6 protein-coding genes and 1 pseudogene are annotated in these 8,952 nt (G+C 64.3%); 6 read left to right on the top strand and 1 reads right to left on the bottom strand.

Annotated features, from left to right (window positions below; all coding sequences use genetic code 11):
* The 6 genes and pseudogenes from K313_RS24650 to K313_RS0119010 all read left to right on the top strand — a co-directional run.
* Nucleotides 1-220, top strand: a 220-nt coding sequence (locus tag K313_RS24650) for a VOC family protein (protein WP_029212966.1), incomplete at its 5' end; no start/stop codon positions are given.
* Nucleotides 221-254: 34 nt separating this feature from the next.
* Nucleotides 255-1,784 (top strand): annotated as a pseudogene (locus K313_RS0119040) (TniQ family protein); the annotation flags it as partial.
* Between the two features lie 9 nt (nt 1,785-1,793).
* Nucleotides 1,794-5,942: an SIR2 family protein gene (locus K313_RS23300; protein WP_156911479.1), complete on the top strand. Its 4,149-nt coding sequence runs from the start codon at nt 1,794-1,796 to the stop codon at nt 5,940-5,942.
* 763 nt (nt 5,943-6,705) lie between these two features.
* Entirely contained in the window at nt 6,706-7,230 is a 525-nt protein-coding gene (locus K313_RS0119020) for a hypothetical protein (RefSeq protein WP_156911478.1), read from the top strand.
* Nucleotides 7,231-7,630: 400 nt separating this feature from the next.
* Nucleotides 7,631-7,771, top strand: a complete 141-nt coding sequence (locus K313_RS23760; RefSeq protein ID WP_156911477.1) for a hypothetical protein — start codon at nt 7,631-7,633, stop codon at nt 7,769-7,771.
* Between the two features lie 104 nt (nt 7,772-7,875).
* Nucleotides 7,876-8,766: an alpha/beta fold hydrolase gene (locus K313_RS0119010; protein ID WP_029212961.1), complete on the top strand. Its 891-nt coding sequence runs from the start codon at nt 7,876-7,878 to the stop codon at nt 8,764-8,766.
* Here K313_RS0119010 and K313_RS24035 read toward each other — a convergent pair.
* On the bottom strand, nt 8,733-8,952 hold a 220-nt coding region (locus K313_RS24035; RefSeq protein WP_029212960.1), incomplete at its 5' end, for a hypothetical protein. The two genes, K313_RS0119010 and K313_RS24035, sit on opposite strands and share 34 nt — an antisense overlap.

Here is an 8,952-nt window from a genome sequence, read left to right as displayed (position 1 = left end):
GGTGAAACCACACAACCGGAAGCGCCCCGGGCTCAACCACCTGGCCTTCCACGCCGGCGACCACGACCGCGTCAATGCCCTCACCGCGGCAGCCGCCGACCACGGCTGGGCACTCATGTTCGCCAACAAGCACCCCCACGCCGGCGGTCCACAGACCTACGCCGCCAACCTATCGAACACCGACGGCTACCAAGTCGAGCTCACCGCGAACAACCCGTAGAACTCGCCGATCCACAGGTCTTGACGATTCCTCCCTCACCCTCGCCCCGGCACCTGAGACGATCACTCGCCTCGCTGCCCTCGCCCGCGTCGACGAACAGCACGTGTATGCCGCGACCCTCGGCGCGTTCGAGGGCACCGCCCTCGACTTGACCGGGCTCGACCCGTCTGACCGGCACTCCTACCGGCAGGTCGCCGTTCGCGGCTGGGCACCGGCCCATGGCACCCAGCTCTGTCCGGGCTGCCTCGCGGACAGTGGGATCTGGAAGACCGCGTGGAGGCTGCTTCTGGTCACCACCTGTACCGACCACGGCGTCGTGCTCGTCGCGGAATACCCGTCGTGTTGCCGGCCGTTCCGCGACCAACGCCACTCCTACCTGCGCCGCGTCGGCGCGACACCCGTGTGCGGAAACCCGCTCGGCAAAGGACCGGTCAAGCAGTGCCAACACGACCTCACCACCCTCCCCACGGCGCCGGCGTCACCGGCCGTCCTGGCGACGCAGGCGCGGATCGACTCCGCCCTCGCAGGAAGGCACGTCCCGGTTCTTGGGCGGCCGGCCAGGCCAGCGGCATACCTGGCCGACCTGCGGCACCTGAGCACGCTCTTGCTGCACCTGGCCGGACAACCGGGCGCCGAGACCCTCGCCGCTTGGGTGCTTCAGCTGGCCGCCGTCACCGCAGACCGCACCGCTGACCGCGGACCCCGCTGGGGCCTACGCCCACCAGACCACCCACGCATCCGCGCTGGAGCCCTAGCAACCGCGGACGCGATCCTCGCCGGCGCCGACGTCGACACCGCCGCCGGGCTGTTGACGCCGTGGACCGAGCTCACCCCAACCACCAACGACGGGCCCCTCGGGTGGCTCGCCGACCGCACCGTCATGACCCCCGCCCTGACCCGCCTCGTGATGGCCGCCCGTGCCCCGCACCGCCGCCTGTCCCACCACCTCGACACCCCCAGAACCGATGGAGCCCCCATGCCGATCAACCTGCTCGTCATCCCGCAAGTCACCCCCCACGAGCAGTACGTCGAGCACCTCGCCGGCGCCTCCGACTCCACCGAAGCCACGGTCCGGCTCTTCGCCTCCCTGTCACTAGCGCGGCTGCACCCAGACGTGACGTCCTGGGCCGCAGCGGCCGAAGCCCTCGGCATGCCCGGACCGATGGGCGTGCGCTGCGCCCGAGCGTGCTCGGCAACCATGCGCGTCACCGCTGACGAATGGGAAGACCGGATCAGGCGCGCCATCGAAGAGACGCCCCGACGCGACTACCGCGCCACTGCGGCGAAGATCCGCCACCGGCTCTGGATGAGCCGCTGGTTCGACGAGTGGGCCCGCCACTGCCGCCCGTCAACCCGCGACAGCAGCCAGCCTCACGCCCTGACCTGGCAGTGGGTCAACGTCGCCCACGCCCATCTCGACCTCTCCCCCGCTTGGCATGGCAAGAAGCCGACCGCCAAGGACCGCGCCCGCTACCGTCAGTTCGAGAAGTCCCTCGACGAGGGTCAGCAACTGCAACTTGCCGTCGCCATCAAAAGGCGGGCACCGAACCCCCCGGCTGGGTAGGCTCGAACCGTGGATGCCACGGAGCTATGGCTGCAAGAGATTCGCGATCGAGCGCGCGCCAACAAGATCGCGTTCGTATGCGGCACAGGGATCAGCGCGTCAGTCTCAGGCCAGCCCGGAGCGACTTGGAGCGAGTTGCTGCTCGACGGCTTGGACTTCGTGGGCTCGCTGGGGACGGCCGATTACGACAAGGCGACTCGCTTCAAGAGCATGATTAAGGAGGTTCCAGATGCCGACACATTTATCACTGTGGCCGAATGGCTTCAAAGAAGGCTTCAGGACCCCATCAACGCGGGCGAGTATCGTGCCTGGCTAGAACGCACGGTCGGGAAGTTGACCCCGGCCGACACCGAGTGGGGTCGAGTCTTCTCCCTTCCGGTGCCAGTGCTAACCACCAACTACGACAGCCTCTTGGAGGACGTCACCGATAGACGTCCACTTACTTGGACAGATCTCGGAAAGATAGATAAGTTCGCCGATCACCCTGAAACGCACGTATTTCACGTCCACGGACACTATCAAACGCCCGAATCCGTAATCCTATCTGGGTCGGACTACACCCGCCTGGCGATGGCTAGACCCGTGGCAAAGGTCCTTGAAACCATCTCACACTCTCATACTCTGTTGCTCATGGGCTATGGATCTGGGATCGCAGACCCCAACTTCTCGGCCTTTCTAAATTGGTTTCGAGAGAATTACGGTGAAACCGCCCGCAAAATCTTTGTTCTCGTTCGCGAAATCGATCTACCCAGTCCCCTCCTCTCGGATAAGGTCGCATTCCTCTCGTATGGTTATGAGCACTCTGATCTGCTGCCCTTCCTGACGGATCTCCTCAATGTGCCACTATCAAGAGGGGGTACTTCTCCTGCGGATCCCTGCGTTGATCGTGATGGTCAACCTGAACAAGCGTCGAGCGCGGGCGACTTGCTGGAGGGTCTTCCGGTCCCAGTCAGAAACGAAGTCGAGACGCAATTCGGAGCAGTTGATGCGTTGGGAAACTTTCAACGCGAGCTACTTGAGCGAGGTGCCGTGGCACTTGGCGAACGCGAGCCCCTCTTGGTCAGTGCTGTGACCGGTACGGGGAAGACCACGCTCGCGCGGGTCCTGATGAATCAGGCTCTCGCCAGGAGTACGTCCGCAGTCATGCTCCTCCCCACAAAAGCGCTTGTCGCCCAGGAACTTCGCGAATGGGGCCCATGGGTCGCAGCCTGGTCTCAGGCGGATCGCGAGATCCGCGTCTACGGATCATCGCGGGACTACCCCGAGAATGATTCCCCAGTTTCAAAAGGAAGGTTTGAGGTCGCACTCGCCATTTATGAGAAGCTCGCGGGGTATTTGGTTTCGGGGCGCAGCACGCTGAGTAACACCGGGCTCCTTGTGGTTGATGAGCTTCAGACGCTTGTGGAGGACAAGGAGCGAGCGGTCAAGCTCGAAAGACTGTTAACGCTCATCAAACTTATTCCCAAGGATCAGAGACCATCCATACTCGGGCTCTCCGCGACCCTTAGTGAACGGTCAACCACAGCGCTTCGTCACTGGCTGGGCGTGGATGGTTTTTACTTTCTGCAGTCAACCACTCGGCCAGTGCCTCTGGATGCTTATGTGCTGGACGAGACTCGGTGGAAGATGCAACCCGACGCGCATTTGCTTTCCCTTGGCTCGGAAGACATTAGGGTCCCGGACCCCCGCACCAAGAAGCATTCTTTCGGAGAAGAGCTCCGTGCGTTCGATTCATCAAAAATCCAAGTCCATGGACTCGGCACGGCGCCGCTGGCAGTACAGCTTGTCACGCACTTGGTTACCACCGACCCTCACAGACGCATCATCGTGTTTGTGTCGGGTCGTACGGCAGCGCAAGAGCTCTGTAGCAGCATCCAGCGAAGCCTGGAAGTTCAGCTGGGTGCGGCTCCCAAGGAGGGCAGCCCTTGGGCATCTTCCCGGTTCGGTGCGGCCCTAGCGGAGGAGGACGCCAAGGAGAAGTATCTGTCGCTGAAGTACTCTGACCTGCCCCAGTGGGAGGACGTCCTTCGGGGACTGCGTCATGGAGTGGCATTCCACTCCGCTCGGCTCCCCTCGCGCCTGCGTCAGCAGCTCGAGGATGAGTTTCGCAGTGAAAGCGGGATGCTCCGAGTCCTCGTCGCAACGGACACTCTTGCCCAAGGGATCAATCTGCCCGCAGACGCTGTTGTCGCGACGAGCTTGGCGAGTTACGGAAGCGACCGGAGTCTAAGGCTGGCAACCCCGGCAGAGTTGGACAATAAGGCTGGGAGGGCCGGCAGAAGGGGACTCGCCCGTCGGGAGCGCGGGGAGTTCTATCTTCTGGTTCCGGGGGAAAAGGATCTTGAAGACGTCGCCGGACTGACGGCACAAGGGCAGAAAGATCTGTCTAGCGTCGAGGGGGTCTTCGAGAGATATGTCGCATCAAGGGACCGCACAGCTAGGGTCACTGGGCAAGTCCGGACCCTAGAGGACGTTTCATTGCTTGTGCTGCAGGTCCTGGCCGCTGATGGGTACGGTCGGTCGGTCGCGTCGCTGACAGGGCGAATCGAAGCGGTCCTCGAGGCACTCCTTGTGGCTAGTGAGCAGCCGGTACCGGTGGCACTGCCTCAACCAGAGGAGGTGCTGGCGCGCCTGCAGGGTCAAGGCTTGCTCGCGCTGGAAAATGGCAAGTATCGACTATCCATTCTGGGTTTGGCCTTGGCAAGGTCAGGTTTGTCCTTGAAGAGTTCCGCAGTCTTGGAGCGCTTGGCGCGGCTCGTGGTGAAGGGCGCTGGGGACATTGACCTTCTTTTTAATGCCTGCCGGAGTAGCGAGATCGAAGCAGTCACTGCATGGGTAGGCCTTCCAAGCGTGCCCCGCCGCCATTATCCTTCGTTGAAGGAAGCGATAATCACTTACGCCCTTGCTTATTTGGCTGAGACTGATTTCCTGCGGGAGCAGAATGCCCGGCTGTCATCAAGAGGTGAGAAGTATCCTCTACCCGCACGCTTTGTTCGCGAGGGGCAGAAGGTAGTCTCCGAGGAATTGCTGAGGACTCTGCAAGCGAACAGTGAATTGGTTGAAGATCGCGACGCTACAGCGCTGCTCCGAGCGATTGTCGCTTTCGAGTGGTCTCGCGGGATTCCGTTTCGTGAGATCCGAGCACGTATCTCGAGCGCGATTCGGTCAGAAGAGGATCGGCCGAGAGAACGCCCAGTTGAACTCAAGGTGCACTACAGCGACGTTGAGCAGCTCTGCGAGCAGGTCGCCGGCGTGCTCCGGGGCGCTGTTGATGTGTCCTTTGAGTCTGGCGTGGACTGGTCAAACAGGGTGAGGATGCTGGCCTTGCAGACGGAGGTGGGTCTGCCGGCTTGGCTTGCCCCCGTGGCTAAGATGCGCATTGAGTGTCTGCACAGGGGGCGTCTGGCGCTCCTTTGGGACATGCAAGTCCCAGACTCCGGATGGAATGAAATCCTTGCCACCGGCCCGCTGAAAGATCATCAGGGGATTAGTTCGAAGGAGAGGGACGCGGCGCAGGCTCAGCTTGAGAACCGCCAATTGGAGCATGAGCGCCGGCGACAGCGAGTCGCTCAAGAGTGGGCTTCGGAATTTGTTCCTGGATGGCCAGGAATAACGTTCGATGAGCTGTCGGTGACCCTCGAAGAAGCTCCGACTGCGGAAGCTTACGCTGGTCACTTGCGCACGCTTCTGAAGGGGATTGGAGCGGACGTGACTCTGGGTGATACGACGCACCACGTAGAGATAGCAGCTGTGGCTGGAGACCACCAAGTTGTCTTGCTCGTGCCCAAGGGGGAGATCGGTGAGGTCGAGGTACGGCATGTACGCGAGCGCAACTGCTTGGTTGTCCTGCGGTCCCGAATTCGTCCCAGCGCCTACGGCGTCCTTGGTTCTGGGGGTTGGAAGGCGCGGTTTGTCCAACCGGAGGCGTTGTTGCAGTTGCTCGCACGGTTGGTGTCGCGTCGCGGGGAGTCTCTGGTCGCCAGCGAAGTTGTCGAGCAACTGGCGGGAGTGCGTGTAAGCGCACTTGATGAGGACAGCGTCTTGACTCTGCTCGATGGCGTTCAAGGGCCGCCGCCCTTCGATGGGCCGCTGCCTGCGCTCGAGGGCGCGGCGCTTGACCCCACCCTTGTGCGCACGGACGAGGGTGGAATGCCATGAGGTGGAATATTTGGTCCTCGACTGTCAGCCAAACTGAGTATTCCAAAACAGCCTCTATGTCCTGAGAATCTGCGCGGGCCTGATCGCTAGGCCTGGTTGTGCAATGCGCCCCGCACGAGGTCGTGCAATCCTCGCTGCATCTCGACATGTGTCGAGATGCCGCCTACTTTGATCAAATGGGTCCATAGTTTAACTACACGCCTACGCGGCGTGTCTGCTTGGCGGCCTTGCAGAGGTGGTCGATAACTCGGCCCCGCTTGCGGCCAGGGATGATGGGGGTACGGTGACTATCGCTCAATCCGCGTCGAACACTTCGCAGTGCGAACGACTAACGGACTGTTTGCGTCTGGACGACCGGTTCTGCCGTACGAGAACCTTGACCTTCGAGCGATTGTGCGGTCAGAAGCCACGGGCGCGTGGTCCACGGCCCCCTCCACACCGCAGATTCGGGCCGCGCGCGCATCGCTCGTGGAACTTGAGATGAAATCAGAGGGGCTCGATACCTGAGAGGGGGTCTGGCGTTGGCTGTAACCCGGCATCGCCTCCTTCGTCCTGCTGGGCCACCCCGTCCCGGAGGCACAGCCGCGAAACGGATGATGCGTTGATGGAGACACGAGTGATCGCGGTCGACGTTGGCTCCGTTCTGACCAACTTTGCATGGGCGGGACTTGACCTCCCAGGCCGTCGGCCCGTGGGCGGGGGAGGCACCAGCCCTGAAGAGGCTGCCGTCTCAGTACTCGCTGCGCTCACCAGGGGCGTCCGGGTGGCGCTCGGGTTCGAGGCCCCTCTGGTTCTCCCGGTTAGCCCTGTCGATGAAATCGACGGCTGGAGGACCTTGGGAAAGGCGCGGCAGGGCGAGACCGTCGATGGTCGCTCGCGGCCTTGGTCGGCCGGGGCAGGTAGTGGCGCGTTGGCCACGGGGCTGGTGCAGATGGCCTGGGTTCTGGAGCGCGTGGGCTCCGAACTGCCGGGTATGGCCTGCACGACCCGGCCCGAGGTGTGGTTGTCCGGTGAGTCGGGCCTGCTCGTGTGGGAGGCGTTCGTGTCCGGGACGGGAAAGCCCGTTCCTGCGGGGACTACGCAGCATGCCGCGGACGCGGCGGCTGCTGCGGACACCTTCGCGGACCGCTTGGAGGCGGGAACACTGGGCGAGTCGGATGTCATGTGCGCCCCGATGTCCTCGTTGAATCTTGCCGCCGCCGCGGCGGCGTACGCGAACATGACGATCGCTGTTGACGAGTTGCGACTGCCGGTGCCGGTCTACCGTACGAGACCGGCCCAGCTTTGACGCAAGCTGGCGGGACCGGCACGGATGAGCCAACCCAGATAGTGCACGATCTCGCCCCGGGCGCCGATTCGTGCAAGGCACCCCGCACGCGATGGTGCACTCTTCGCTGCATCTCGACACCGAGGGTCGCCACGGCGTGGCGCTCGACGAGGACCCGCAGTCCGCCCGCGACGCGCGTTCGAGCGGTGCGTGGCCGAGGCGGCAGTCGGCGACCCGTGGCTGCGGGAGCATCCTCCCGTCGTCACCTGGCCCGGCGGGGCGTTCGCGTCCGGGCGGCTGCCGGCGGGCCATCCGCTGGCCGACGAGGTGGCGGACGCCGCCGAGGCCGTCGGGGCGGTGCGACCCGTGGCGGGCGGCGCGCCTTACGGCTCGGATCTGCTCCCCCTACGCCGCGGCCGGGGTGCCGACGCTCCAGTACGGCCCTGGCGACGTCCGGCTCCCGCACTCGCCGCGGGAGTCGGTCGACCTCGGCGAGCTCGTCAAGGTCACGCATGCGCTCTGCGTCCTCGCCGTCCGCCGGCTCACCACCCCCGCCCCCTGACCCCCTGGACCGCGCTGAGACCGTCCGGATCCCGGGCGGGGTTCCGCCGGCGCGCACCGCCTAGCATCGGGCCGGTCAGCAGCGCCGCGACGAGAGGACCCGCCATGCCCCTGGAGAACCCGTTCTACACGCCCGAGATCCAGGGGCCGTACGAGCTGCGGTCGATCGGCCGCTTCGAGCTCGAGGAGGGCGGCGTCATCCCCGACCTCCAGCTGGCCGTCGCGACCTTCGGCGAGCTCAACGAGGCGAGGGACAACGCGATCCTCGTACCGACGTGGTTCTCCGGGACGCACGCGACGTGGTGGCAGGTGTACATCGGCGAGGGTCGCGCGCTCGACCCGACGAAGTGGTTCATCGCCGTCGTCAACCAGATCGGCAACGGCCTCTCGACCTCGCCCCACACGACCGATGACCCGTCCATCGCCATGTCGCGCTTCCCGCAGGTCCGGATCGGGGACGACGTCCGTGCACAGGAGCAGCTGATGCGCGAGCACTACGGTGTCGAGCGGTTCGCGCTCGTCGTCGGCGGCTCGATGGGCGCCCAGCAGACGTGGGAGTGGGCCGTCCGCTACCCCGACAAGGTGCTCCGGGCCGCGCCGATCGCCGGGACGGCGCAGAACACGCCGCACGACACGCTCTTCGCGAAGACGCTCATGGACGCCATCACCTCCGACCCCGGCTGGGCCGGCGGCGAGTACGCCTCGCACGAGGATGTGCGCGACGGCCTGACCCGGCACGCCGACATCTGGGCGACGATGGGGCTGACGACGGACTTCTGGAAGACGGAGTTCTGGAGGGGCATCCCGCCGATCGCCGAGGGCCTGGAGTTCTCGACCTACGAGGAGTTCCAGCAGAACTTCGTGCGGGCCCTCTTCACGATGATGGACCCGAACGCGCTGCTGACGATGGCCTGGAAGTGGCAGCGCGGGAGGAATCGTCAAGACCTGTGGATCGGCGAGTTCTACGGGTTGTTCGCGGTGAGCTCGACTTGGTAGCCGTCGGTGTTCGATAGGTTGGCGGCGTAGGTCTGTGGACCGTCGGCGTGGGGGTGCTTGTTGGCGAACATGAGTGCCCAGCCGTGGTCGGCGGCTGCCGCGGTGAGGGCATTGACGCGGTCGTGGTCGCCGGCGTGGAAGGCCAGGTGGTTGAGCCCGGGGCGCTTCCGGTTGTGTGGTTTCACC

The sequence above is a fragment of the Arsenicicoccus bolidensis DSM 15745 genome (genome assembly GCF_000426385.1).
GTDB lineage: Bacteria > Actinomycetota > Actinomycetes > Actinomycetales > Dermatophilaceae > Arsenicicoccus > Arsenicicoccus bolidensis.
Note: the sequence above shows the minus strand (reverse complement) of the source record. Positions and strands in the feature narration are given on the sequence as shown.